Origin of the sequence: Globicatella sp. PHS-GS-PNBC-21-1553 (assembly GCF_033564055.1) — a bacterium.
GTDB classification, from domain to species: Bacteria; Bacillota; Bacilli; order Lactobacillales; family Aerococcaceae; genus Globicatella; species Globicatella sulfidifaciens.
In genome coordinates this window covers 2,283,181-2,310,133 of the sequence record NZ_CP085470.1, presented here as the reverse complement: position 1 = coordinate 2,310,133, position 26,953 = coordinate 2,283,181, and the positions used below count along the sequence as shown (strand labels likewise).

The following is a 26,953-nucleotide window of genomic DNA, read 5'->3' as shown; positions in this document are numbered from 1 at the left end:
TATTGCAAATTAGATACTGAATAGCGGGTGCTACAGTACTCGAACTTTATTCTGGAGGTCTATAATAGATGAAAAAATGGATTAAAAAATTAGTTTTAGCGGCTTCATCAATTGCCGTTTCAAGCGCGGTTTTACCAATCAATCAAACAGTAAATGCGGCTGAACCAACAAAAATCACGTTCTGGCACGGAATGGGTGGTAGTGTTGGTGAAGCTTTACAAAAATTAGTAGACGAATACAATGCCTCTCAATCAGAAGTAATCGTCGATGCGCAATATCAAGGTTCTTATGATGAAACTTTAACTAAATTACGTTCTACAGCTTCTGGTTCAGAAGTGGGGGCTGACTTAGTTCAAGTTTTTGAGGTTGGCTCAACCTTTATGATTGATTCAGGATTAACGGTACCAGTTCAACAATTTGTCGATGAATCACAATTTGATTTATCTCAATTAGAGCCAAATTTATTAGCTTACTATACAATCGGTGGTCAATTGAATTCAATGCCATTTAACTCTTCTACACCGTTAATGTACTACAACAAAGATTTATTTGAAAAAGCGGGTGTTGAAGTGCCGACCACTTTAGAAGAAATTATTGAAATTGGTCCTAAATTACAAGAAGCGGGAGCACCAATGCCAGCAACTGTTTCCATCTATGGTTGGTGGATTGATCAATGGTTTAACAAAATGGAAAAAGACATTTTCAATGAGGACAATGGTCGTGGTGAACAACCTTCCACTGCGGTAGACTTTATTGATAATAGTGGGATGGAAAAAATCTTAACGATGTGGAAAAAAGGGGTAGACAGCGGTATGATGCCAAACGTCGGTCGTACTGGAGGACAACCAGAATTTATCGCCGGTCAATCTGCGATTACTTTTGGTTCAACTGCTAGTTTACGTCAAATCTTAACTGAAGTTGACGGACGTTTTGAAGTGGGCGTAGCTTATTATCCTGGTATTGATGCGGAAGATAAAGGTGGCGTTTCAATCGGTGGTGCTTCATTATGGATGATTGAATCAGGAGATGACGCTCGTAAAGCAGCAACGTGGGACTTTATCCAATACTTAGTATCAGCACCAGCTCAAGCTCAATGGAATGTTGACACAGGTTACTTCCCAGTAAATATTGGTGCTCATGATGAACAAGTCTTCAAGGACAATTTAGCAGAATATCCGCAATTCCAAACCGCAATCGATCAATTACATGATGCTAAACCAGAAGACCAAGGCGCATTATCAGGTGTAGCCCAAGAAGCCCGTCAAATCTTTGAAAATGAAGTTGAAAAAGTATTTAATGGTGAATTAGAGCCAGTAGCGGCAGCTCAATCAATGGCAGACCAAATTAATAGCGCAATCGAAAACTATAACAAAGCAAATCAATAGTCAGCTAAGTTTGGGAAAGTTATCAATCGGGAGAAAGGCAGCTTGCTTTTAATCTCGATTGACTTTCTTTTTATAGATTGGAGTACAAGATGAATCAAGATGTAGTAATTATAAAAGAAGAACAAACATTCTTCGACAAAATTAAAGGGTACCTTTATTTATCGCCGGCCATCATTATTTTGAGTCTGTTTATGTTTTGGCCCTTTATCCAAACCTTATATCGTTCGATGTTTTTAACTAATAATATGGGAGCTAATGTCGAATATTTAGGATTTGGCAATTATACTGAACTATTGAGTAGTGATAGTTTTTGGAATAGTGTCAAAACCTCTTTTGTATTTGTTGTGATTGTCGTAGTAGTCGGGGTTACGATTGGATTCCTAACGGCCTTATTATGTCAAAAATCATTTCCGGGTGTTAAATTCTTTTCCACTTCCTATGCAATGCCGATGGCGATTGCTTCTGCTGGAATGGCGATGATTTTCCAAGTCATGTTAAATCCGACAGTAGGGATTATCAATCGTCTCTTAGGGACTTATATTAACTATTTAACTAAACCTGAAACAGCTTTATTAGTTATCGGAGTATTGACGGGGTGGTTAAATAGTGGCATGAATTTTCTCTATTTTTCTTCTGGTTTAGCATCGATTGATGATGCCTTATATGAAAGTGGGCAAGTAGATGGCGCCAATGGTTTTCAGCAATTTTTATATATTACTATTCCATCATTAAAACCGACATTGTTTTTTGTGATCGTGACCAATATCATCAATGCCTTCCAAGGTTTTGGTCAGATTAATATTTTAACTAAAGGTGGCCCTGGACAAGCGACTAATGTCATTGTCTATGATATTTATCGTAATGCCTTTATGAACTATCGTTATGGATTTGCTTCAGCAGAATCGGTTATTTTATTTATAATCGTCATGTTGTTAACCATCGTGATGTTCAAATTACGTCGAAAGGAGCAGTAATCCATGAGCAATAAAGCTTTTAATGAAAATGAATTATTTTGGAGTCGTTTTTGGATGGGGTTACGATTAGTATTAAATATTGTTGTCTGGCTAATTGTGATGTTTCCCTTATTATATGGCTTTTCAATGGCCGTTAAACCAGCCGGAGAATTATATGATCCTACGTCCATTTGGTTTCCTAAAAGTCCAACCTTATCCAATTTCGTTGATGTTTTTCGGACGGCACCCATTGGTACTTATATCCGTAATTCCATGATCGTAGCAACGAGTATTACGATTTGACAAATTATCACCTCAGCGTTAGCAGCTTTTGCTTTTCGTTTTTTAGAATTTAAGGGCAGAGGTATTTTGTATGCTTTAATCTTATCGACGATGATGATTCCCGGTGAATCGGTTATCATTTCGCAATTTTTAATGGTCTCATCATGGGGTTGGACCGACTCACTGAAAGTTTTAATTATACCATTTATGATTTCAGCCTTTAATATCTTTTTATGTGTGCAAGCTTTACAAAAATTTTCCTTATGAAATTTATGAAGCAGCTAAAGTGGATGGTTGTCCTGATTTACGCTTTGTCTTTAGGATTTTAATTCCATTAATTAAACCGACACTTGGTGCAATGGCAGTTCAATCTTTCTTAGGTGGTTGGAATATGTATATGTGGCCATTATTAGTCACCAATCAAGATGGAAATCGTACCGTACAAATTGGTATCTCCATGTTAAATAGTGCCGATTCACAATCATTAGTCTTAATGGTCGCCGGTGTTGTTTTATGTATGATACCAAGTTTAGTAATCTTTATTGTTGGTTCACGCAATATGGTGAAAGGTTTAACAGCAGGTGCTGTTAAAGGTTAGAAAAGGGGATTGAATGAAATGGCAAATGTTAAGTTAAAGAAAGTAGCCAAAATTTATGAAGATGGCTATAAAGCAGTTAAGAATATTGATTTAGATATTCAAGATGGCGAATTTATTGTCTTTGTCGGACCTTCCGGATGTGGAAAATCAACTACATTGAGAATGATTGCCGGCTTAGAGCGTATTTCAGAAGGCGAATTATTCATTGATGATGTATTAGTCAATAATATGTCGCCCAAAGCACGTGATATCGCGATGGTCTTCCAATCTTATGCACTGTATCCACATATGACCAATCGTGATAATATCGCTTTTTCAATGAAGCTATCCGGTGTATCTAAAAAAGAACGCTATCGTCGTGCCGAAGAAGTCGCTAAAATCTTACAATTAGAACCCGTTCTTGATAAGAAGCCTGGCGCTTTATCAGGTGGCCAACGTCAACGGGTAGCATTAGGACGAGCAATGGTGCGTAATCCCAAAGTGTTTTTATTAGATGAACCTTTATCTAACTTGGATGCGAAATTACGTGTGTCGATGCGTGCTGAAATCGTGGCCTTACATCGTGAATTAAAAAACACCTTTATCTATGTTACCCACGACCAAACCGAAGCCATGACCATGGGGGATCGGATTGCGGTGATGTCGGTTGGGAATGTCGAACAATTTGACACACCAGCTAATTTATATCATAATCCTGCAAATGTTTTTGTCGCTGAATTTATTGGTAGTCCACAAATGAATATGCTATCATCTAAATTAGTTATGCAGAATGGTAAACCATCTTTTGCTTTATCGGATCGCACGATCGAACTACCAAATGAAATCGCCGAACGCTTAATTGTGCCGGTTGGCAATCAAGAAATATTAGTCGGCATTCGTCCTGAAAACATTAAATATAAAAAGGTGAATGATGACTCTTCTGTGTTCACGGTAACGGCTAATAATGTCGAACAAATCGGTTCTGATACCTATGTTTACTTTGAATTCCCAGATGCTATCCGTCAATGCGCTGCACGTTTTAATCCGCCACGCATTATTTCATATGGTCAAGCGGTTCATGTAAAAATGGATTTAACAAAATTAAGTCTCTTTGATAAAGCTACTGGTAAAACCATTCTCTCACCAAAAGAATTAGCAGAGGAGTTGTAAAAATGACATTTGTAATTGCACATCGGGGTTATAGTGAGCTATACCCAGAAAACACCATGTTAGCCTTTAAAAAATCGGCTGAACATGAGGCTTATGGCATTGAATTAGATGTTCATTTAACTAAAGATGAACAAGTGGTCATTTGTCATGATGAGAAAATTGATCGGACCTCGAATGGAACAGGATATTTAAAAGATTTAACTTTAAAAGAAATTCAACAATTCTCTTTCACTAATGGTCTAGAGATTCCTGAAGGAACGAACCATGAAGACATTACCGCACCTACTTTAGATGCGTTTTTTGAATGGTTAATTGAAACACCTTTAATGGTCAATATTGAAATCAAAAATAATATTTTCGTTTATCCTGGCATCGTCGATAAAACCCTTGCCTTAATTGAAAAATATAGCGTTGAAGACCGTGTCATTATTTCATCTTTCAATCATCATACTATCCAAGAAGTGAAAGAAAAAGCACCGCACATTGCTTGTGGTTTCTTATCAGATACTGCCTTATTAGAGCCTGGTAATTATTGTGCTCAATATGGTGTTGAATATTATCATCCCGTTTTCATTAGCTTAACGAAAGAAGATTTTAAAAATTTGGCTGATAAAGGTATTAAAACCAATGTCTGGACCGTCAACGAACAAGAACATCTTGAAATGATGGTAGCGCAAAAGGTCAATGCGGTCATTACCAATTGCGTAGAATTAGCTAATAAAGTCGTAGCTCATGCTTAATGTTTAGTATCTTAAGCTCAAATTACCTGGAAGCGGCATAGTCAAAATTTTTCCAATTGCATCACGCATAATAGATCGTATTTGTAGCTCAATGTACGATGCTGAGCATAAACTTAATAAATTTAGTCAAGTTATTGTTCGATAATTAAAAGCGCAGTGGTTGAGTGGTCTCAAACTGCGTCTTTCGACTTGTTTGAGGCCTACTCAACTGTGCGGGGGTAGGCAGACGAAGCGAAAATCATTTGATTTTCTACTTTTGGTCAACTCCCAAATCATTTATAGCCATGAAAATAACGCGTCTCACATAAAGAGTGGGGCGCGTTAATTTTTAACATTATAGTTTATTTTTTAAGAATGGATAATGCCTTTAAACATGTTATATGATTCCATTATTACCCAACTTCAACTGCGACAGAGTCAACAAACGATGCAATACTTATTCAATTTTTTACTTCTGGTCAACTTCCATCTGTGCTTAGGTGGAAGGCAAATCAAAATCAAACAATTTCTTACTTCTTGTCAAATACTATCTTTCAAAAGTCGATAGTAAAAGCGACAACCATTCAACTTCCTGTTCAGCTTCACCTAATTTCAGCAAAGTAGCTTTTTAAATTGGCAATTGAATGACTTGAATGCCTTGTTGTTCAAATCTTTCAACTATGGCTGGATTTGCATATGAATCGGTGATGAGGATATCAATGACATCTGTTGGTGCAACAAAGAAATTCGCATCATATCCAATTTTTCGATAATCTGCAACGACAATGACTTTCTTAGTTGTATTTTGAATAAAAAGGGCATTAACGGCTGACTCATGAATATTCACGGTCGATATGCCTCGTTCAGGACTGATACCCGAACAGCCTAAAACTAATACATCTGCTTGAAAATTCATTAATGAAGCTAAGGCCAAATCCCCAACCAAAGCTTCTTTCGGAAAGCGGATTTCACCACCTGTTAAAATAACGGAGGTATTAGGATTATTTTTCATGTCGATGACATGGGCATTATTGGTTACGACGACTAATGACTTATCAATTAAATGATTTAAGGTCATTAAGGCGGTACTACTACTATTGATAAAGATTGTCATATTATTTTCGATATAGGAACTGGCTTGTTTAGCGATTTTATATTTGATCGCTTCAATATGTTCATTATTGGTATTACCTTCAAAGTGGGGTTTTTCTAGTATTTTTGCTTTTCCATGTAGACGATTTATTTTCCCCATCATTTCTAATTCAGTTAAGTCTCGGCGAATGGTCATAGGCGAGACTGCTAATCGTTTAGCTAGCTGATTCACACTCAATACTAAATCTGGACTAGCCTGTAATAATTGCAAAATATTATAACGTCTTTCCTCAACAACTTCTTTTGACTGTTTCATCTCATTCACCTCTTATTCAAACATATTATAATCAAAACAAACATTAAAATAAAGTATATTTCTTTAACAAACGTTTAAACGAACATAAAATGTATAAAATTATCTTATTCAAACATTTAACTGGGTTGTCAGCTTAAATAGTATCGTTTATTATTAAATCAATGAAAGCGTTATAAACGTTCAAGGAGGAATTTAAATGAACATTCAAGATGTAACAAAAGAAAGTTGGTTAAAAAGTACATTTCCAGAATGGGGTACTTGGTTAAATGAAGAAATTCAAGAAGCTGAAGTTCCCGCTGGTTCATTTTCCATGTGGTGGTTAGGTTGTACTGGCATTTGGCTAAAATCGCATGAAGGCACCAATATTTTATGTGATTTATGGACAGGTACTGGTAAGAGAACTCATGGGGCAGGGGATATGAAAAAAGGACACCAAATGATGCGAATGAGTGGTGTCAAACAATTACAACCGAATCTACGTAACCAGCCATTCGTATTAGATCCATTTGAAATTCAAAATGTAGATGCCCTTGTTGTGACGCATATCCATTCAGACCATTTAGATATTAATACGGCAGCAGCAGTAGCCAAAAATTGTCCAGAAGCTAAATTTGTTGGACCTCAAGCAGTAGTGGATACCTGGGTAAAATGGGGTGTACCTGAAGACAGAACCATCGTCGTAAAACCTAATGACGAATTGATGATCAAAGACATTAAAATTACTGCTTTAGAATCATTCGACCGTACCGCTTTAGTAACTTGGGATGGTGATCCTGAATATGAATTAAAAGGTAAAATGCCACAAGATATGGATCATATCGCCGTCAATTATCTATTCACTACATCAGGTGGTAGTGTTTATCATGCTGGTGATTCACATTTTTGTAATATGTTCGCCAAACATGGAAATGAACATAAAATTGATGTCTGTTTAGGTGCTTTTGGTGAAAATCCACGCGGTATTACCGACAAACTGACGTCCGTGGATATTTTAAGAATGGCAGAAAACTTAAATGCCAAAGTCGTTATTCCGGTGCATCACGATATTTGGACAAACTTTATGGCAGATCCTCAAGAAATTGTTCAAATTTGGAAAATGAAAAAGGATCGCTTAGACTATCAATTCAATCCATACATTTGGCAAGTAGGTGGACGTTTTAACTATCCACAAGATTTAGGTAAACTTGAATTTATGTTTAACCGTGGATTTAAAGATGCCTTCCACTATGAAAATGATACACCATTCCCATCATTCTTATAATGTGACACACCTGTAGGAGGATTCTTTATGTTAGAAAATATCGTAGCAAAAGGCTTGTATTCCTTTCATCATCAATTTGAAAGTTGGGAAGATGCCATTAAAGCAGCCTGCCGACCTTTAGAAGAAAAAGGGATTATTTCGACCGACTATTCACAATATATTATTAATAATGTTCATGAATTTGGACCCTATATTGTGATTGCACCTGAAATTTGTATTCCTCATGCTCAAGAAGGTAAGGGGGTTTATCAAACTGAAATTGGCTTTATGAAAACAGAAGTACCGGTAGATTTTGGTCCTAACTGTGACTATACAGCTCGCTTGTTCTTTGTTTTAGCTTCCAAAAATAATGACCAACATCTTGAAAATTTAACACAATTGGTCACTTTATTGGAAGATGAGTCTTTAGTTGAAAAACTGCTAACAGCACAAAACGCAGAAGATTTATTATCACTCACAAGAAAGTAGGATTTTTATGCAGATTATTATTAATCTTTGGAAATTTTTCCAAGTTAACATTTTAACCAACCCAGCATTCTTCGTTGGTTTTCTAGTGCTAATTGGTTACTTATTAATGAATAAGAAATGGTACGATGCATTAGCTGGTTTTATCAAAGCCGTTGTAGGTTATTTAATATTAAACGTTGCTGCTGGCGGTTTAGTCTCTAACTTCCGTCCGATATTAGCCGGATTAAAAGAACGTTTTAATTTACAAGCTGCGGTAATAGATCCATATTTTGGGCAATCTGCGGCACAAAGTGCGGTTGAAGAAGCGGGGCGTTCATTTAGTTTAATGTTAATGGTCTTATTAGTCGCTTTTATTGTCAATATTATCTTAGTCATCTTTAGAAAGTGGACCAAAGTACGGACTGTCTTTATTACCGGACACATCATGGTTCAACAATCCTCAACGGCCTTATGGTTAGTGCTATTTGCCTTTCCACAATTACAAGATACGCAGATTTTAATCATTTTAGGTTTAGTTTTAGGGGTTTATTGGTCAGTTTCTTCAAATTTAACAGTAGAAGCGACTCAAGATTTGACTGGTGGTGCAGGATTAGCTATTGGGCATCAACAAATGTTTGGTGTTTGGTTAACAGATAAAATCGCCCCTTTCTTTAAATCGAAAGATGGCAAAGGGATTGATGAAGTTGAATTGCCAGGTTTCCTATCAATTTTTAAAGAAAGTATTGTCGCAACTTCTATCTTAATGTTTGTCTTCTTTGGTTTAATTATGGGCATCTTGGGTAAAGACTTAATGATGACCATCGATACGGCATACGGCAGCTCAGGTGGCGCACAAAACTATGTATTCTATATTTTACAAAAATCATTAACCTTCACGGTTTATTTACAAATCTTACAACTCGGGGTTCGGATGTTCGTATCAGAATTATCAGAATCGTTCCAAGGTATTTCTGATAAATTATTACCTGGATCAATGCCAGCTATTGACTGTGCAGCCGTTTATGGGTTCGGACCAGAAAATGCGGTCACCATCGGTTTCTTATTCGGAACTTTAGGACAATTTATTGCGATTATGGGGTTATTAGTATTTAAGAGTCCAGTCTTAGTTATTACCGGATTCGTGCCCGTATTCTTTGATAATGCAACCTTCGCAGTTTACGCAAATCATAAAGGTGGCTTTAGAGCTGCTACTATTATTCCATTTTTATCTGGAATAATTCAAGTCTTAGGGGGAGCCTTTGCCGCTTCAGTCTTCCAATTAGCAAAATATGGTGGCTGGCATGGTAACTTCGACTGGGATACCATCTGGGTTGGTTTCGGTTTGATGATGAAATATGGTGGTTTTATTGGGGTGGCAGCCATTCTTTTAATCTTATTAGTCATCCCTCAATTACAATATATGAAGAATAAAGAGCATTATTTCACCGTAGCTGAAGATTATGTAGCGTATTTAGAAGCAACGCAACAATAATAAAACATAATGAATTATCGTTATAAAAAATAAAATGGAGATGATAAAAATGATCAAAGTATTAGCAGCATGTGGCAGTGGTATGGGATCAAGCCAAATTATAAAAATGAAACTAGCGAATGTTTTTAGAAAGAAAAATATTCCAGTTGAAATCCACCATTGTGCCGTATCCGAAGCAAAATCGCTTGCCAAACAATTTGACATCGTCTTTGTTTCTAAAGCATTATTAGATGTTTTTAGTGGTTTAGATTTACCTAAAACTCATGTGATTGGTTTGCAAAATCTTTTATCTGAGAAAGAAATCACGGAACAATTAGAAGCTATTGAGATTAAAGCATAATTCATAAAAACGAAAGAGGGACGTGGTGAAGAGCCCGTCCTTTTTAACTAAGAAAGGATAAGATAATATGAGTATTCCAAATTTACAAGTCGCATTGGATCATTCGAATATTAAAGATGCCATTAAAGATGCGGTAGCAGTAGGACAAGAAGTCGACATTATTGAAGCAGGTACTGTTTTAATGTTAGAGGTAGGCAGTGAAGTAGTGGGCGTATTACGCGAATTATTTCCTAATAAAACAATCGTAGCCGATACCAAATGTGCAGATGCTGGTGGTACGGTAGCGAAAAACTGTGCTAATCGTGGAGCAGACTGGATGACTTGTATTTGTTCAGCAACGATTGCTACGATGAAAGCAGCAGCCAAAGAAGTAAAAGAAATACAAGTTGAATTATATGGGGACTGGACTTACGAACATGCACAACAATGGTTAGATGCGGGTATTAATCAAGCAATCTATCACCAAAGTCGAGATGCCTTATTAGCTGGGGAAACTTGGGGCGAAAAAGATTTAAACAAAGTTAAAAAATTAGTTGAAATGGGCTTCAAGGTAAGTGTGACAGGCGGATTAAATATCGATACTTTAAAATTATTTGAGGGCATTAATGTATATACCTTTATTGCAGGACGTGGTATAACTCAAGCAGAAGATCCAGCTGCTGCAGCACGTGCATTTAAAGACGAAATACGTCGAATTTGGGGGTAGTATTAATGGCAACTTTAGGAATTTATGAAAAAGCATTACCTAAAGATATAAGTTGGCTTGAACGATTGCAACTTGCCAAAGAGTTAGGTTTCGATTTTGTAGAGATGTCAATTGATGAAACCGATGAACGATTAGCTCGACTTGATTGGACTTTAGATCAAGTTTGTGAAATCCGTGCTGCAATTGATCAAACTGGTATCTTCATCCCATCAATTTGTTTAAGTGGCCATCGACGATTTCCGCTTGGTTCACATGATAAAAGCACGCGTGAAAAAGCATTAGAAATTATGAAAAAAGCCATCAATCTCGCAAGTAAATTAGGCGTTAGAACGATACAATTAGCAGGATACGACGTTTATTATGAAGAAAAAGACGTTTTAACCAGTGCTTATTTTATTGAAAATCTCAAGAAATCGGTTTGCATGGCAGCAGAAAAACAAGTAATGTTGTCTATCGAGATTATGGATGATCCCTATATTAACTCACTCACCAAATTTAAACAAATAAATCGGGCAGTGCCTTCACCTTGGTTACAAGTTTATCCAGATATTGGCAATCTTTCAGCATGGCCAGAAAATAATGTGATTGAAGAACTAACATTAGGCTTAGCATCTATCACGGCTATCCATCTTAAAGACACTAAAAATGTTACCGCTGATTCACCGGGCGTCTTTAAAAACGTCCCATTTGGTGAAGGGGATGTTGACTTTTTGGGATGCTTAAAAACGTTGGAACGTCTCGGTTATCAAGGGGCTTTCGTTATTGAAATGTGGAGTGAAACAGATTCTGAACCAACAGCACGTATTCAAGAAGCTAAAGATTATCTGTTACCACTTTTAGAGGAAGCGGGGTACTATTTTGACTAAAGAAATTATCCAAGAAATGAAAGAACGAGTTTTTCGAGCAAACTTGCAATTACCAAATTGGGGATTAGTAAAATTAACTTGGGGCAATGTGAGTGAAATTAATCGTGACCTCGGTGTCATTGTCATTAAGCCCAGTGGAGTGAATTATCAAGAGATGACTGCAGAGCAAATGGTAGTGGTCGATTTAGATGGTAATCCATTAGAGAAAGGGTATCGACCTTCATCTGATTTACCAACTCATGTGTATTTATACAAGCATTTCCCTAATATTAATGCTGTAGTCCATACTCATAGTACTAATGCTGTCGCTTGGGCACAAGCCGGTCGTTCTTTGCCTGTATATGGAACAACACACGCTGATACATTTTATGGAGAAGTGCCGATTACGCGTCATCTAACAAGTGAAGAAGTTACAGAAGCTTACGAATTGAATACCGGTAAAGTTATTGTTGAAACCTTTGAAAATCAAAACCTTGATCCCTTAGCTATCCCTGCAGTATTAGTCAATGGTCATGGTCCTTTTACATGGGGAGCAACAACGCAAAAAGCCATCGAAAACAGCTTAGTTTTAGATGAATGCTGTCAAATGGCACAGATGACTGAATCAGTTCGTGCAAACGCTGAAAAACTACCTCAATATGTGCTCGATAAACATTATTACCGTAAACACGGTGCTAATGCGTATTATGGACAAAAGTAAGTAAAAATTATTAGTACTACATAAATACAAAGACAAGAAATAACGATGTTTTACAGTTTACTACAATAGAACAACTAATAGTATGAGACTAGAACTAACGATAGTAGTTAGCTAGTCTCATATTTTTAACAACTTTTGTTAATTATTTCACAAAATAATTGAATATCACATTGCAAAGTGATAAAATTAATTTATAAGAAAAGGAGAGGGTTTTCATGAGAGAAAAATTTTTAGCAAAAGATTATGTTAATAATGACTATAAAGATATCGTATTCAATCGTCGTTCATGCCGTCGTTTTGACCCTAGTCAAAGTATCAGTCGGGATGAAATCGTCGAAATGTTAGATGAAGCTACCATTACACCATCCGCGTGTAACTTACAATCATGGCATTTTGTAGTCGTTGATAATGAAGAAGCTCGTAATAAAGTTAAAGCGATCACAATGCCGTTTAACTATCCTCAATTAGAAACAGCACCAGTAACTATCTTTATCTTAGGCGATACACACTCACATAAAGTTTATCGAGAAGTTTGGACTAAAGTTTATGAAGAGGGTAGAATTACCAAAGAGAAATTAGACTCTATTTTCAACTCATTTTTACCATTATATGAGAAAGCTGATCGCGACTTTTTAATTAAAGATGCGACCTTAGACAGTTCAATGTTAGCAATGCAATTATTATTGGTTGCTAGAGCACACGGATATGAAGCGAATGCATGGGCAGGCTATAATTCAAAAGACCTAGTTGCAACTTTAGAACTTGATAGCGAACGTTTCGTACCTATTATGGCCATTTCAATTGGTAAACCAGGCGAAGAACCACTTGAATCAACACGTTATGATGTGAATTCTAAAATTAACTTTTTAGCATAAAAATATGAGACCATTAGAAGCAGGAGAGAGTGCTTTTAATGGTTTTTTAATTCAAATAGTCAATTAAAAGTATCGTTAAATTTCTTATAAAAGGGTGATAATGTGATATAATAAAATAAAATTAACAAGGAGGATGCTAAATGAAGAAATGGAAAGAAATTAATTTAGTTGATACCCCAATACACTAAAGAAGTTAAGTCGATATTCTTATTGCATCCGTTATTATATTGCAAGTGATTATCGGCATTATGCAAGCTTTTTACCAGTTTAGTAAAGCTTCAATTCCATTAGATAATAAACATATTTTTATTGAACTGATTAGTTTTGTGGTTCTGTTTATGATGATTTTAATCATTCTCGAAGCAATTCATGGCATCTTCTTTAAACTGTTTGTTCCAAATGCTAGAATTAAGTTCGGTTATCAAACCGGAATGGTGTACACATCAAGTCCCGGCAGTCGTTATACACGCAGCCAATATATCGTTATTGCATTAATGCCTTGTTTAATCATTAGTTTGGCGTTAATCGCATTATTTTCTATTGTAGTACCTCATTTAGCTTTATTTGATATATTAACAGCAACTCATCTATCTACTTGTATCGGGGATTTTTATTTAATAAATCAATTGTTAAAAGCACCAAAAGATGTGTGGGTCGAAGATACAGAAAAGGGCATTACCTTATACTTATAAATTAGGAGCAAGTTATGACACTAAAACTAATAAAAATCTCTAAAGAATACCAACAAGCACTTGGTGAGATGATTGAAGAGTGGAAATTAGATCAAGAACTAAACAATACAAACCATTCACCTAGTGCTATATTTAGAAGAGATTATCACAATTTTGAAGATTATATTCAACATTTAGAACAAAAAGAAGAGAACAACGGCCGTGTGCCTGATTCTGTTTACTTTTTACTCGATGAGACTAACGAACGTTTACTAGGCGCTGTCAATATACGCCACTATTTGACGAATGAATTATTGCAATCTGGCGGGCATATTGGAGTTGGCATCAGACCAAGCGAAAGAAGAAAAGGGTATGCGACTAAGATGATTGGATTAGCACTTGAAGGATGTCGCAAATTAGGGATTGAGCGAGTCCTTATGACTTGTGATAAAAGTAATATTGGCTCAGCAAAATCTATTCAAAATAATGGTGGCATTTTAGAGAACGAATTTATTAATGAAGACGGAGAACTAGAACAACGCTACTGGATTGAACTTGAATAATGCGAATTTTCTTTTTCAATAAATTAATTAAAGTGCTTTTTTATCCAAAAATTTTATATTTTTATAATATAAATTGATCAAAAATATTGTATAAAGTTAATAGAACAAGTCAAAACACTACATAAAGGTGAAGTAACTGGAGTCATACCAGAATTCTCAATTGAAAGGGAAATAGCCCATAACAATTTATCAAAACTTATTGTTACTAATACTATGAGTGAAAGAAAAGATAAAATCATAGAATTAGGGGATGTCTTTATTGCTTTACCTGGCGGTCCAGGTACATTAGAAGAAATAACTGAAGTCATTTCTTGGTCAAGGATAGGACAAAATAACGCTCCATGTATCCTTTATAATAAAAATTGATATTCTAATCCATTGAAAACAATGTACCAATCAATGGTAAGCAATGGTTTTTTAACAAAAAAAGATTTTGACAAAATATTATTTTCTGAAAATATTAAGGAAATATACGATTTTATCAAAAATTATGAAGTTCCAAAAATCAGAGATTAAAACTAAACTGCTTTAATTAATAAAGTATATTTTTCCAACATAAAAACGAGTGGGGAGTCGTGCTGGAAAAATAATATATCTGGGTTAACATAATATACATTACATTTCGATAGTGGTAATTTATAACTTAATTTATAAATATAATTTTTAACTGCTATATTAATAACAATACAACGTCATCCATAATTTAATCTCATTCAAACAAACTCGATCGTTGCATTCTTGATATACATCGTTTGTTAGAGCTGACTAATATTATTAAATTGATTGTTTCATAAGCATCTTGAATTGTAGTCCATTAAACAAATTTGATCTACATCGTATATTAGCACTAATTACATGTTCTTCATCGATACCATTTGATAATCCAAATGATATATTTTGCTCCTACATCTATCATATTAGCATTTATTTTGTAGTTCGATTTTAATGTTACGATACATTTAGATTCAATCATTCATCATTTGATTGTTGTTAAGATCTGTGATGCCTCATTTAACACTTCAGCTAGCATTTACAACCGAATCAAACTTTTATTAGTATAAATATTGATGATAACCATTCGTCTTTATGATTAGAAATAAAAAAATACCGGTCAGAAATTAATTCTCTGTCCGGTATTTGTAACATTATTTAAATAATCTGTCAAACCAATTTGCTTTTCTTACAATAATCGATGTGTTTTCATTGGGTGTATAAACTTTACGATTTTCCTGAACCTCCTCGGTATTTAAGAAACTTACTGGTTGGTATTTACAACTTCTAGCCATTGTTCGGATAATTAATTTGGGTTGTTTTTTCACTGTATTTTGTTCCATGATCCTTTTCCTTTCAAAAAAACATCTAATGCAACCTACAGTTATATTGTAACATATTTCACTAAATTTCACAATAAAGATTAGATTTAAAACACCTTAATTCATTTTCATAAAATGATGATTAACCTTATAATGTATGCGCTTATATAAGTATTTTCAAAGTTTATATTAATCAGATTATCATTATTAATTAAATGATTTTTCACAATCTGATTAACATTGCTAACTTTCTTATTAATTCTAAATTATCAATTTAAAATGATGATTCTTAATAAGCAAATGATTAGAAACTCCATTTAATCAATGAGTAAAAGCTGGCAATGTCTTATCTGCCGCCCTGTTCTTCATTTGACTTTATAAACCTGGATTAACGACATCTTTTGTCAATAATTTTCCACTTTAAAATAGATACTATCAGATTTTTCCTATTTTCTAATTAAAATAAAATTTAAGCCAGTATCGTTATATTTAGTATTAATGGGGCTGGACAAAAACTTAAAGTTCCGTTTAGTTCAATTAGCCCAGTGGTTAAAAAGCATTAAAAATGTATCAAATGGCATATTTTAAAGACATATTTGATACCTACTCATTTGGAAAGGAAGATAGACCATCAAACGATGGCCTACTCCCTTTTATATAGTCATTATTTAGCATCTTCAATCACTAAATTTTCTAATGTTTGGTATAAATCGCCTGCGGTCAAAGAGGCCAACTCTGTCTTTTGATAAATACGACTAATTTGTCCACGATGCATCACAATTAAACGATCACAATAATCAAGCGCATCTTGCAAATGGTGAGTAATCATTAAAGTTGTCAAGCCATAATTTTTGATCATCAATTGAGTCATGGCCATCACTTGCTTGGCAGTTCTAGGATCCAATGCGGCTGTATGTTCGTCCAACAATAATAATTCTGGTTTTTGGATGGTCGCCATAATCAGTGATACCGCTTGTCTTTGACCTCCTGATAAATTATCCATGGGGACGTCTAAACGGTTTTCTAAATCTAGTTTAAAGGCTGCTAATTCCTTCAACATTTTTTGATAATTTTGCTTCGTTAGTGAGCGAGAAAAGCCTCGTTGCTCACCTCGTTTTTGAGCTAGCATTAAATTTTCAAAGACGGTCATTCGTGGAGCGGTGCCCATCTGAGGATTTTGGAAGACACGCCCTATTTTTTTGCAACATCACGCTTCTTCATTTTCCGGATGGCGACTCCCTCAATTAAGATTTCACCACTATCAATAGGTAATTGACCGGTTAAACAGTTCATCAAAGTTGATTTACCGGCTCCATTAGTCCCAATGACGCCAATCACTTCGCCTGCATTAATCTTTAAATTGATATTATTTAAGCCAATTACTTGTTCACCTGTTTGACGTTGAAAATGTTTCGTTACTTGATTTAATTCAATCGTTGCATGACTCATTATTGAGCACCACCTTTCTTAAGATTTTTGAATCGTTTAGAAATTGAAGGTAAAGCTAAGAAAATCGCTAAAACGGTAGCGGAAATTAATTTAAAATCATTGGCATTAAATCCTAATTGCAGTACATAAACAAGGATTAAACGATAAATAACTGCTCCAGCAACAATCGATAACAGCCTTAAGGGTAAAGTTAAATTTTTCAGCAATACTTCGCCGATTACTATCGATGATAAGGCTACTACCACGGTTCCGACCCCCATTGAAATATCCGCATAACCATTGTCCTGAGCAATTAAAGCACCACTTAAACCGATAATTCCATTGGCTAATACTAAAGCAAATCGTTTCATACGCGCGGTTGAAATACCTAATGCGTCTGCCATTATTTCATTATCTCCGGTTGCGATCACCGCTTGTCCAAAGTCAGTTTTAAAGAATAAGGCTAATAAGAGAATAACAATCCCAACTGTCGCCAGACCAATCAGTGTTCTTTGTAATAAATCCGAAGCGAATAATCCCGATAAGGTGTCATAAATGGTCGATAGACCTCTAAATGAAACATTGGGTTTGCCCATAATTCTGAGATTGATTGAATAAAAACCTGTTAAAGTAATAATACCAGCTAATAAGGACGGTATATCAAACAGAGTCATTAAAAGTCCAGTAACATACCCTGCGACCATTCCACCTAAAAACGCTATCACTGTTGCGACTAATGGATGAACGCCACTAGACGCTAATGCAACTGCTACTGACGCTCCCATAGTAAAAGAGACTTCACTCGTTAAATCAGCAAATCGTAAAATACGGAATGTTATATATAAACCAATCCCCATAATGCCCCATAAAATTCCTTGAGACATCGCATTAAAATAAATTGAAAAATGATTATTTGTAGTGGAGGTTGTGTTAACTTCATTTTCTGCAATCATACTTTCTTCTTGTTCATCAATCGTGATGCCTAATTTTTCAGCCGTCTCATAATTATAAACAGGTTGTTTATTTGTTACTAATTGAATCGGCATTTCAGCTGGATTTTGACCTTTTAGGATGTCAATCCCCATCTCTGCTGATTGTATCCCAATGGATTTTTGATTAATAGCGATCGCTGATAAAGCGCCTTTTTCGACAAAACTGTCAATCGTCGTAAATACCGGAATGCCTGCTTTATCGGTTACATCTAATAAAGTATCAATTGAACTGGCGATGGAATTATCAGAACCAACAAAAATAGCATCCACTTGTTTAGCCAAATTTTCTGCGACTAATTGCATATCTAAAGTAGAATCAATACCTGTAATGATTGTTTCTATATTATATTTTTCTGCTACGACTTCAGCTTTTTTCAATTCTGCTAAAGAATTATCTTCACTCGTTGTATAAAGCATGCCTAAAGTTTTTAAATCTGGTTGTAATTGAACGATTAAATCAAATTGTTCCTCAAACTGCACTGCGTCACTAACACCGGTAATGTTGCCCCCTGGTTGGTCCAATGATTTAACTAATGAAGCTGCAAGTGGATCGGTAATACCTGCTAATACAATTGGAGTCTCTGTAGTTGCATCGGCTATCGCTTGGGCAACCGGGGTGGTTACTGCAAAAATTAAATCAGGTTGATTATGAATAACAGTATCTGCAATCGAACCAAGTAAATTCATATCCCCTTCTGCATTATGAAATTCAATGGTTAAATTGTCACCTTCTTGATACCCGCCTTCAGCCAAACCTTCTTTAATACCCAACACAATTTGATCCAATGAAGGATGACTTACTAATTGAATAATAGCAACTTTAGCTTCCTTTTTTGCTGAAGCGATTTGGATATTAATGGATAATGACATCATAACTGTTAATGCTAACAGTGTTGTAAATAACTTATAAAGTTTACGCATCTTTTTTCCTCATTTCTTATAAAATAAAAAGCTCGACACTGGCCCCACATACTATGGGACCCTTGTCGAGCATAAAAAAATACCACATAGTATGTATTATCAGTACATCTACGTGGTAAACTCTTGAAAATCGCCACATAGATACAGAACAGTCTAAACTGGGCTGTATCCGTGGAGTATGTTCTCCAAGTCTACAACCTATCTATGCCAACTTTGCCAGCGATTTGATTTTGTTGAAAAAATTGAAAACATACTCTGTAGCTCCTCTCCTAAATGTTATCTTAATAATAACACCGGATTGAAAGCGTGTCAATGGTATTTTCATTATATTTTAATTTTATGATAAAGGATTTAATTTGATGCTCAAAAGAAAGCTCTTTATTAGTGATAAATTTACTTATCTAACAACTAAGGTTGGTTCGCTTCAATGGTTTCTTTTAGAATACGTGCATATTGATCGCGTCCACCAATATCAGGATGAATGCCATCATCAATAATCCATTCCCGATGATTTTTGACCTGAGATTCCCAATCAACAATTTTTAAATTCGGATATTGACTGGCTAGCTCATAGATTACTTGATTCGTACTGGCTTCCCATTGTAAAAACTCTCCATAAACGGTTACCCAATAAACTTCACGTTCTGGCCCAAGTAAGTCCATTAACTCTTGTCCAAAGCTAATATCAAAGTAGCCATTGGTACCTAAGGCAATTACCACCCGATTAGCCATCGTTCCATTAGCAATCATCTGTCTAAATAAATCTGTTACTTCATAGGCTTGACGTGATTCCTCGGCTTCAATGTATGCATTTGGAAATGCTGCTTGAACTTCTTTTACTGAACCTAATAAAACGGAATCTCCAATTAAAGTGATCGGTTGTTGGGTCACATCTGCACTGTCCTGATTGATTGTCGTTGTTTCCGGTTCAGCTTCCGATTCAGCTTTGGAATCATCATCAGATTCATCGATTGGAGCAACCGTTGTTTCGGTTTCATTAGTCATGTCAATCGTCGTTTCTGCTGATTGATTTTTCTTAGCTGTCTCCCTTTGTTTTGCTAACAACTCACTATTAGCTGCCAAATCAGCTTCTAATTTACTCTTGGAATCATCCGCTTTTGATGATGCGACTAAAAGTAAACCTAACCCTAAGGCAGATACGCCATAAAGTACATTACGTGCCTTTTTTACATATTGTTGAAACGCAGTTTCATCATTAAACCATTGACTAACGAAATAAAATTTATTATTAATTAATCGATATGAAAATTCAGCTAATAAGATAAAGATAAAAAACTGTATTGTTAAACTAATGAAACTTGGTTTAATTTTTAGCGAGTTGGATATAAACATGACCGCATAATGCCATAGGTATAACTCATATCCTCTAGAACCAATATAAGTTAGCACTGGATTATCAAGCAGACGTCCAAATGGTAAATGATTTTGAATGGCCAAAATTAAAAGGATACCAAATAAAAACGTCATCATTGAAAGACCGATATAATAGGTAGATGGATTCTGACCATCCAATAAGAATACTGCCAAAATTGTGACCGCTAAAATTGCACCAAATGTTAAATACAAACGATTAATATTAAACTCTTCTATAAATCGTGTGATTTTACTAGATCTCACTAAACCTAACCACACACCCAATAAAATCGCGGAAATACGCGTCGCGGTGTGATAATACAAAATCGAGATATCGACTCCCTTATAATAACCAAAAGCCATACAAAGCATTGAAATACCCGTCAGCATTAAAAACAGGACCCGATAATCATTCCCACGTGCTTTGGCTTTTTGATAAATGACAAATACCCATGGCCAAACGAGATAAAATTGCAATTCAATCGCTAAAGACCATAAATGTGTAAAGGGTGAAGCACTAGAGACTCGATCAAAATAAGATGCATTTTGAGCAATTTGCCAAAAGTTATTATAGCCTAGAAAAGCACTCATCACTTCCGGTGTACGTCCGTTTAATAATCTTGGTAAAAATAAATAACAAAATAATGAAATAAGTCCAGTAAACAAGAATAATGGTGGAAAGATTCTTTTTACTCTTGATTGATAAAATTTTTGAATCGAATATTGGTCTCTATGCCACTTTTTGGTATCTAAACTTGATAATAAATATCCTGATAAAATAAACAAAAGTGGAACTCCTAAATAACCACCTTTAACAACTCTTGGGAAAAAATGATATAAAATAACCAATAAAATTGATAATCCTCTTAAACCATCGAGACCCATAATTCTTTTAGTTACTGTAACTTGCTTTTTCTCTAAATCCATAAGACACTCTCCCTCATATGACAAAATTAAGTCTATCATATTATTATGAATTTTCAATGAACTAATGCTAAAAAAATGTATAAAAATATAATAAAAAAACTGGGACTGAATGTCCCAGAAAATTTAAATTATATTATAAAATTTAAGGAATTACCAAAGTATTTCCCGGATAAATTGGTGAGTCCGTCGTAGTCCCATTTGCTGCTGCTAAAGCATTCACGTCTACTCCATAAGTTCTAGCGATACCATACCAGGTTTCGCCGGCTGCAACAGTATGAGTTTGACCACTTGGTTGTGTTTCTGCTTCGGTTACTGCTTCTGTCACCGGTGCTTCTTCCGTTAACTGAGCAACTTCTGCTGTTGTTTCATTAACATCAACTGAAGCTACCGTCTCTTCTTCACCTTCGTTGTTACCATTTTGAACAAAAGTTCCACTAGTCGTAGTTTCATCTTCTTCTGCTTTTGATTCGGTCGTCGCTTCAGACTTACGCGTAATCATCACGCTAGTAGCCGTTTGAGGGGTATTATTATTTGTAGGCGTATTAGCTTTAACAAACCAATATAATAAAAATGGTGTTAATACAGTTAAAAATAAAATCCCTAATAAAACTCTAGACATATTCGATGCTTCTTTGACTGGTTGGTTTCTAGAGGTTCTTGAATACTTTCTTTGTTTTAAATTCTCATCAGAACCAAAGCGATTATTCCAAGGCGCCTTTGCTTTGTCAACCGTTTCATTTGGTTCTTGACGGCGTGAATTTTCATTATCCGTTGTCATTACAATTCCTCCTATTTATGTTACAATTATGAACATAAGTATGCGTTCTGTTTGATGATATACTAGATATACATCACATGATATAATAACATTACTATACCATATCTGTAAGCATTTTACACCTATTTGATACTAAATTGTAATATTATTTTAAGAAAAGGAGCCCAATATGACACAATTATACGTTATTCCAGAGAAATGTATTGCCTGTGGCAAGTGTTTTTTAAATTTTCCCGAAGTATTTGATTGTAATGATGAAGGGATTGCATTTGTAAAAAAGAAAGCTCACCTCAGCAACAAGCCGAAAGTGAGCGCGCCATTCACGATTGTCCTACAAAGGCCATTAAATGGTTACCTTCGAAGAATTAATCGGTAAATGATAATCCTCATATTCAATATTTCGTTTGGCAATTTCTGGCCAAATTTTTTCAACAACAATTAATTGCCCCACTGATAAAATGACCCCTTTTATTAAATTAAATGGGATAATAACACTTAATAAATAGGCCGTAATATCCGGAATAGGGAAATTCATGACCGTCACATAAATGGGTAACGCTACAAAATAGTTAAATAATCCCATTGAAAGGACTAATCCTAAAATAAGTGTCAAACTCATAAACACTTTACGAACAGTTGGTTTAAAACGATCAGCATGTTTTAAAATAAAATGTGTCGGTAAGAACATCGCCATACTGGCAAGAAAACTCATCATGGTGCCAATAGGAAGCCCTGCTTCCCCACCTTTCATCATATAGTTAACCGAATCCCTTATTAATGCGACAGCTACTGCGCCAATAGGTCCTTTAATCATCATTCCGATTAAGACCATTAAATCACTAAAGTCAACTTTTAAAAATGGTGCGGCCGGTAAAATCGGAAAATCAAACATCCGCAACACAATTGCCCATGCACCTAAAATCGCCAACATTACTAACGAAAACAAATTCTTGTTTTTCATCTTTTTCTCTCCTTTTTGTCTCTTTATGAGCTAAAAGGGATTGGTTACGTTATTCAAATAAAAAGACGTGCAGTATACTTGCTATTTAAAATCTTCAGCAAATACACTACACGTTTAAAAAACATGAATGACGTATCCATCTTCTCCCATCCAGACTTTACTGTCGGTACTGGAATTACACCAGTTCAACTAATGGCACCATTAGTTCGTGGACTTTACCACCGGTCGGGAATTACACCCTGCCCTGAAGACTTTTATTTTATTTGACTTAATTATAAAGCATTTTCAAAAAAATGTCAAATTATTTCAAAATAAAAATTTCGACTTATTATACTACTAGTCTCGGCTTAAACTTTGAGCATTCCCATTGCTTCCAGCTAATATTTTCTAGCGCAGTGGATGGGGCACCAAACTGCGTCTTATTGATTTATTTGACGTCCTTCCCCACTTAATTTTAATTAATGTATATTCTACGCAATAATCTTTCAGAAAATTCTTGAATTTTAATGGTAGAATTATTTTGATACACAACCCCTTCGATTAACATACCATGAGCATGTAAAGTGTCAATTTCGCCAAATTTAGGGGAAATAATATTGCCTGTTTCAATATTGATTGATAATCCACCAAAATCATCAATCTGTACATATTCATTATTGACTAAATGATATAATAACGAATCTTCTGTTAGATCTGACTTGTTTTTCAATACCATCCCTGTCGTATTAATGACCCAATCTACCTTTTGATGATCTGGGTTTTCTAAGACTAAAGCAAAGCCGTCATTATCGATTGATTCGATATCGGTTACTTCATCAAAAATGATCACTCTTTCTTTGTTAACAGCTGCAATAATTTCTTCTGCTGATGAAGGTGGTACTGGGTTTCTCAATTTAACAATTAATTTATGGTATTTGGCTGCATATTGCTCACGATCAGATTGACGCATGGCACGCCATCCTGTGGTTAATAAATTGGTAACTTGTAAAGCGATGGCTTGTAATTTACCAACTCTTTCGGCGTTAGCTATTGTCAACTGCAATCCTCTAACACCCGTTGCAAAATACCGAACGACAACTTCATCTAAATCAAAACCAAAATGTTTCATCTCATTTAATAATAATTCTTGGAAATCTTCGAAATACAAATACCCTGAACGATGTTTAATCAATTGATTCATTTTTGCTTCAGTTAAATAGTGAAATTCAGGAACTTGGTCATCGCCTCTGACAGTAGGAAAATAACCACTTTTTGAAAAGACAAAGATTTTCTCGACAGATGTTTCATGAATTAAATATTTTATCATATCAATACTGGTTAATCCGGTACCAATCACAGCTACATGGTCCTGTTCCGTAAATTTATCTTTAATTTTAGTTAAAGGATAGGGATTATGGATATATTGTTTTTGTCCTAGCAACTGATAATGATCGATAACCGGTAATTCGCCGCAACAAAGATGCACGCGATCAAAAGTGTTTAATTGTCCATTAGCGTCTTCAATGACCCACTGTCCTTTTCGATAGTCCAATGTTTCGACCATCTTGTGATGAACTGTCACTTGCAATGAGTGAATGAGCTCATTTGTTTTTTCTAGATTATACTCGCCATACCATGAACGGGCTGTATAGTCATCTGGTTGATAATCAGGATTGTTTTGTAGCCAATGATAATATTCATCCATATTTTCATAATCAAAGCTGATTTCATAACTTCTTGAATTAATTAAAGCTCCTAAGTAATCTTCACTAAAAGGAATTCCTTTTCCGATTCGTTCATTAATATCGTAAGCATGAATGTCAATCTCCAAAGCAGGGTTCTGACTTTTAATTTTTTGATAGGCTCGTAAGACACCAGAGCCACTAATACCTAATCCAATAATTGCTACTCTTTCCATTAATAGCCTCCTAATAATTTTTTTCTCATAGTTTTTTAATTTATCATTGACTTTTTCTTTGAAATGGCCTAAGCTAACATTATATTATCAATACCGGTTGATATTTAGCAGAAGAGCGTGGATTTAATCATCCCCACCGAAGGAGCAAAACTCTCAGGTACTTATCAATAAGTAAGACTGTTAAATGACGGAACTCTGGAGAGACCATTAATTTGGCGCCGAAGGGGCAAGGCTTTGCTCAATCTCTCAGGCAAAAGGACAGAGAAATTGTTTTGATGGTTTATTTGTTATACCTATTTTATTATAACATGACACCATAACAACTTCTTACCAATTCCGGAGTAATAGGGAAATCTATTGCTCTTTTTTTATTGATAATAACATTATAAAATAGGAGTGGTATGAATGGTAGTAGATTTATTTCAAATGATTGATGATTTTATTTGGGGACCTCCCCTTTTAGTCTTATTAGTAGGAACAGGTATTTATTTAACTTTCGTTTTAAGAGGAATACAATTTAATCAATTATTCCATAGTTTGCGTTTAGTTTTTAAAAATGAAACAGATTCAGATGGTGATATTTCCAGTTTTGCTGCTCTTTGTACAGCATTAGCAGGTACAGTGGGAACAGGTAATATTGTTGGCGTAGCGACTGCCATCGCTATCGGTGGACCTGGTGCTTTATTTTGGATGTGGTTTGCGGCACTGTTTGGGATGGCAACCAAATATTCAGAGGGTCTATTAGCTGTCAAATTTCGTGTTAAGGATGAACAGCAGCATGTTTCTGGCGGACCGATGTATTATATTTTAAATGGTATGGGACAAAAATATCGTCCATTAGCGACGATGTTCGCCTTTAGTGGTATCTTAGTAGCACTTTTTGGTATTGGAACTTTCACACAAGTCAATGCCATTACAGAAGCGCTCCACAATCAATTTGCGATACCAAACTTACTTACGGGTTTTATTTTAGCTTTGTTAGTCATGCTAATTGTCTTTGGTGGTATTACGATTATTTCAAAAGTCGCCAGCTTTATCGTCCCTTTTATGGCTCTTTTGTATATTGTAGCATGTCTTTTTATAATTATAGCCAATTGGCAGTTATTAGATGATAGCTTATTACTAATTATTCAATCTGCTTTCACTAAAACGGCCGCTACTGGTGGATTTGTCGGATCTACTATGAAAGCAGCCATTCAGAACGGTATTGCTCGTGGTGTGTTTTCAAACGAATCGGGATTAGGTAGTTCGCCGATTGCCAGTGCTGCAGCAAAATCAAATTCGGCCGTTGAGCAAGGTTTAGTTTCAATGACAGGAACGTTTATCGACACAATCATTATTTGTACCCTAACAGGTATTGTCTTAATTATTACCGGCGCTTGGCAAACTGAATTTCGTGGTGCTAGGATGACACAATATGCCTTTAATGCTTATTTTAGTGAATACGGCCCCTTTATTTTGACCATTAGTTTATCTTTATTTGCCTTTACCACCATTTTAGGATGGAATTACTACGGTGAACGTTGTTTTGAATTTTTATTTGGTTTGAAATATATACGCTATTATCATCTATTTTTTGTTTCCATGGTCTTTATCGGTTCGTTTTTAAATTTAGACTTAGTATGGATCATTGCTGATATCGTCAATGGGTTAATGGCCATTCCCAATCTTATTTCACTGATTGCCTTATCGCCAATTATAATTAAAGAAACTCGAGCCTATTTTAAAGCAAAGCAATATAATAATGTAACTCGATTAGAACCAATAAAATATTACTAAATATAAGACGCAAACAACTCACATAACCTGCCATAGAGGTTGTGATGCAAGCTGTTTGCGGCAAATTTTTATATGAATTCCTAAGTCAATCGTTAAATTTTCAAGATTCGACTAGGAATCATTTTATCTTCAATGAATCAACTATTATATTAGCTACAAAGATTAGTC

27 protein-coding genes, 1 pseudogene and 2 riboswitches are annotated in these 26,953 nt (G+C 35.2%); of the genes and pseudogenes, 19 read left to right on the top strand and 9 right to left on the bottom strand.

The window, feature by feature from the left end:
• Positions 1–68 precede the first annotated feature (68 nt).
• From LB888_RS11085 to LB888_RS11060, 6 genes are all read left to right on the top strand, one after another.
• Positions 69–1,385 carry an ABC transporter substrate-binding protein gene (locus tag LB888_RS11085; RefSeq protein WP_318752963.1) on the top strand — a complete coding sequence of 439 codons (1,317 nt, stop codon included), beginning with the start codon at positions 69–71 and terminating at the stop codon, positions 1,383–1,385.
• An 89-nt stretch (positions 1,386–1,474) separates the two neighbouring features.
• On the top strand, positions 1,475–2,359 hold the full coding sequence (locus LB888_RS11080) for a carbohydrate ABC transporter permease (RefSeq protein WP_078755943.1): 885 nt from the start codon (positions 1,475–1,477) through the stop codon (positions 2,357–2,359).
• A 3-nt stretch (positions 2,360–2,362) separates the two neighbouring features.
• Positions 2,363–2,641 carry a hypothetical protein gene (locus LB888_RS11075; RefSeq protein ID WP_318752962.1) on the top strand — a complete coding sequence of 93 codons (279 nt, stop codon included), beginning with the start codon at positions 2,363–2,365 and terminating at the stop codon, positions 2,639–2,641.
• Between the two features lie 265 nt (positions 2,642–2,906).
• The gene (locus LB888_RS11070) at positions 2,907–3,218 is read left to right on the top strand and encodes an ABC transporter permease subunit (RefSeq protein WP_318752961.1); all 312 of its coding nucleotides are present in this window, start codon (positions 2,907–2,909) and stop codon (positions 3,216–3,218) included.
• An 18-nt stretch (positions 3,219–3,236) separates the two neighbouring features.
• On the top strand, positions 3,237–4,367 hold the full coding sequence (locus tag LB888_RS11065) for an ABC transporter ATP-binding protein (RefSeq protein WP_276647763.1): 1,131 nt from the start codon (positions 3,237–3,239) through the stop codon (positions 4,365–4,367).
• Between the two features lie 2 nt (positions 4,368–4,369).
• Positions 4,370–5,107: a glycerophosphodiester phosphodiesterase gene (locus LB888_RS11060; RefSeq protein WP_311920255.1), complete on the top strand. Its 738-nt coding sequence runs from the start codon at positions 4,370–4,372 to the stop codon at positions 5,105–5,107.
• Positions 5,108–5,714: 607 nt separating this feature from the next.
• On the opposite strand, the gene LB888_RS11055 is transcribed toward LB888_RS11060, so the two are convergent.
• Positions 5,715–6,494, bottom strand: a complete 780-nt coding sequence (locus tag LB888_RS11055) for a DeoR/GlpR family DNA-binding transcription regulator (protein WP_318752960.1) — start codon at positions 6,492–6,494, stop codon at positions 5,715–5,717.
• A gap of 196 nt (positions 6,495–6,690) precedes the next feature.
• Between LB888_RS11055 and ulaG the strand changes: the two genes are divergently transcribed.
• The 11 genes and pseudogenes from ulaG to LB888_RS11000 all read left to right on the top strand — a co-directional run.
• Positions 6,691–7,755 (top strand): L-ascorbate 6-phosphate lactonase, encoded by a 1,065-nt coding sequence (ulaG, locus tag LB888_RS11050; protein ID WP_318752959.1) that lies wholly within the window; start codon positions 6,691–6,693, stop codon positions 7,753–7,755.
• A 27-nt stretch (positions 7,756–7,782) separates the two neighbouring features.
• Entirely contained in the window at positions 7,783–8,223 is a 441-nt protein-coding gene (locus LB888_RS11045) for a PTS sugar transporter subunit IIA (protein WP_318752958.1), read from the top strand.
• A 7-nt stretch (positions 8,224–8,230) separates the two neighbouring features.
• Positions 8,231–9,694 (top strand): PTS ascorbate transporter subunit IIC, encoded by a 1,464-nt coding sequence (locus tag LB888_RS11040; protein WP_318752956.1) that lies wholly within the window; start codon positions 8,231–8,233, stop codon positions 9,692–9,694.
• A gap of 49 nt (positions 9,695–9,743) precedes the next feature.
• Positions 9,744–10,034: a PTS sugar transporter subunit IIB gene (locus tag LB888_RS11035; RefSeq protein ID WP_318752955.1), complete on the top strand. Its 291-nt coding sequence runs from the start codon at positions 9,744–9,746 to the stop codon at positions 10,032–10,034.
• A gap of 67 nt (positions 10,035–10,101) precedes the next feature.
• The gene (locus LB888_RS11030; RefSeq protein ID WP_318752954.1) at positions 10,102–10,740 is read left to right on the top strand and encodes a 3-keto-L-gulonate-6-phosphate decarboxylase UlaD; all 639 of its coding nucleotides are present in this window, start codon (positions 10,102–10,104) and stop codon (positions 10,738–10,740) included.
• Between the two features lie 5 nt (positions 10,741–10,745).
• Positions 10,746–11,606 carry an L-ribulose-5-phosphate 3-epimerase gene (locus LB888_RS11025; protein ID WP_318752953.1) on the top strand — a complete coding sequence of 287 codons (861 nt, stop codon included), beginning with the start codon at positions 10,746–10,748 and terminating at the stop codon, positions 11,604–11,606.
• Complete coding sequence (locus LB888_RS11020; RefSeq protein WP_318753980.1) at positions 11,596–12,306, top strand: L-ribulose-5-phosphate 4-epimerase; 711 nt, start codon at positions 11,596–11,598, stop codon at positions 12,304–12,306. The genes LB888_RS11025 and LB888_RS11020 overlap by 11 nt, the downstream gene beginning before the upstream one ends.
• A 215-nt stretch (positions 12,307–12,521) precedes the next feature.
• Positions 12,522–13,181 carry a nitroreductase family protein gene (locus tag LB888_RS11015; protein WP_318752952.1) on the top strand — a complete coding sequence of 220 codons (660 nt, stop codon included), beginning with the start codon at positions 12,522–12,524 and terminating at the stop codon, positions 13,179–13,181.
• Between the two features lie 248 nt (positions 13,182–13,429).
• Positions 13,430–13,873: a DUF3267 domain-containing protein gene (locus tag LB888_RS11010; RefSeq protein ID WP_318752951.1), complete on the top strand. Its 444-nt coding sequence runs from the start codon at positions 13,430–13,432 to the stop codon at positions 13,871–13,873.
• Between the two features lie 14 nt (positions 13,874–13,887).
• Entirely contained in the window at positions 13,888–14,415 is a 528-nt protein-coding gene (locus LB888_RS11005) for a GNAT family N-acetyltransferase (RefSeq protein WP_318752950.1), read from the top strand.
• 120 nt (positions 14,416–14,535) lie between these two features.
• A pseudogene (locus LB888_RS11000) lies at positions 14,536–14,931 on the top strand (TIGR00730 family Rossman fold protein); the annotation flags it as partial.
• 629 nt (positions 14,932–15,560) lie between these two features.
• Here the strand turns inward: LB888_RS11000 and LB888_RS10995 are convergent.
• The 6 genes from LB888_RS10995 to LB888_RS10970 form a co-directional block, all read right to left on the bottom strand.
• On the bottom strand, positions 15,561–15,749 hold the full coding sequence (locus LB888_RS10995; protein WP_318752949.1) for a hypothetical protein: 189 nt from the start codon (positions 15,747–15,749) through the stop codon (positions 15,561–15,563).
• Positions 15,750–16,392: 643 nt separating this feature from the next.
• Positions 16,393–16,878, bottom strand: coding sequence for an ATP-binding cassette domain-containing protein (locus LB888_RS10990; RefSeq protein WP_318752948.1), 486 nt, complete (start codon positions 16,876–16,878; stop codon positions 16,393–16,395).
• A gap of 41 nt (positions 16,879–16,919) precedes the next feature.
• On the bottom strand, positions 16,920–17,177 hold the full coding sequence (locus tag LB888_RS10985) for an ATP-binding cassette domain-containing protein (protein WP_318752947.1): 258 nt from the start codon (positions 17,175–17,177) through the stop codon (positions 16,920–16,922).
• The gene (locus tag LB888_RS10980; RefSeq protein ID WP_318752946.1) at positions 17,177–19,069 is read right to left on the bottom strand and encodes an ABC transporter substrate binding protein; all 1,893 of its coding nucleotides are present in this window, start codon (positions 19,067–19,069) and stop codon (positions 17,177–17,179) included. The genes LB888_RS10985 and LB888_RS10980 overlap by 1 nt, the downstream gene beginning before the upstream one ends.
• A gap of 408 nt (positions 19,070–19,477) precedes the next feature.
• Complete coding sequence (locus LB888_RS10975; RefSeq protein ID WP_318752945.1) at positions 19,478–21,370, bottom strand: acyltransferase family protein; 1,893 nt, start codon at positions 21,368–21,370, stop codon at positions 19,478–19,480.
• 142 nt (positions 21,371–21,512) lie between these two features.
• Positions 21,513–22,148 (bottom strand): LysM domain-containing protein, encoded by a 636-nt coding sequence (locus LB888_RS10970; protein ID WP_318752944.1) that lies wholly within the window; start codon positions 22,146–22,148, stop codon positions 21,513–21,515.
• A 169-nt stretch (positions 22,149–22,317) separates the two neighbouring features.
• On the opposite strand from LB888_RS10970, the gene LB888_RS10965 reads away from it, so the two are divergent.
• Positions 22,318–22,524 (top strand): ferredoxin, encoded by a 207-nt coding sequence (locus LB888_RS10965; RefSeq protein WP_318752943.1) that lies wholly within the window; start codon positions 22,318–22,320, stop codon positions 22,522–22,524.
• Here LB888_RS10965 and LB888_RS10960 read toward each other — a convergent pair.
• Positions 22,492–23,109 (bottom strand): ECF transporter S component, encoded by a 618-nt coding sequence (locus tag LB888_RS10960; RefSeq protein WP_318752942.1) that lies wholly within the window; start codon positions 23,107–23,109, stop codon positions 22,492–22,494. The two genes, LB888_RS10965 and LB888_RS10960, sit on opposite strands and share 33 nt — an antisense overlap.
• Before the next feature lie 134 nt (positions 23,110–23,243).
• Positions 23,244–23,365, bottom strand: a riboswitch (FMN riboswitch).
• 198 nt (positions 23,366–23,563) lie between these two features.
• Positions 23,564–25,006 (bottom strand): FAD/NAD(P)-binding protein, encoded by a 1,443-nt coding sequence (locus tag LB888_RS10955; protein ID WP_318752941.1) that lies wholly within the window; start codon positions 25,004–25,006, stop codon positions 23,564–23,566.
• A gap of 185 nt (positions 25,007–25,191) precedes the next feature.
• Positions 25,192–25,278: riboswitch (glycine riboswitch) on the top strand.
• A 133-nt stretch (positions 25,279–25,411) separates the two neighbouring features.
• On the opposite strand from LB888_RS10955, the gene LB888_RS10950 reads away from it, so the two are divergent.
• A complete protein-coding gene (locus tag LB888_RS10950; protein ID WP_318752940.1) occupies positions 25,412–26,785 on the top strand; it encodes a sodium:alanine symporter family protein in 1,374 nt (457 codons plus the stop codon).
• Positions 26,786–26,953: the final 168 nt, after the last annotated feature.